The following is a 226-nucleotide window of genomic DNA, read 5'->3' on the forward strand; positions in this document are numbered from 1 at the left end:
GTGTTTCACTTCTGAGTTCGGCATGGAATCAGGTGGGTCCACAATGCTATGGTCGCCAAGCAAATTTTAAAATTCGGAAAGCTTATCTAAAAGTTATTCTCTTCAAACTCATTCAAGCGTTTGGTATTTCTTTGAGTCCACAAAACCCCTTGGGTGTTGTATGGTTAAGCCTCACGGGCAATTAGTACAGGTTAGCTCAATGCCTCGCAGCACTTACACACCCTGC

General features: G+C 43.8%; 1 rRNA gene. It reads right to left on the reverse strand.

Annotation, left to right across the window (positions count from 1 at the left end):
• Positions 1-60, reverse strand: a 5S ribosomal RNA gene (rrf, locus tag QQ041_RS24110); the annotation flags it as partial.
• Positions 61-226: the final 166 nt, after the last annotated feature.

The sequence above is a fragment of the Vibrio sp. TMPB1044 genome (genome assembly GCF_030442075.1).
Taxonomy (GTDB): domain Bacteria; phylum Pseudomonadota; class Gammaproteobacteria; order Enterobacterales; family Vibrionaceae; genus Vibrio; species Vibrio satsumensis.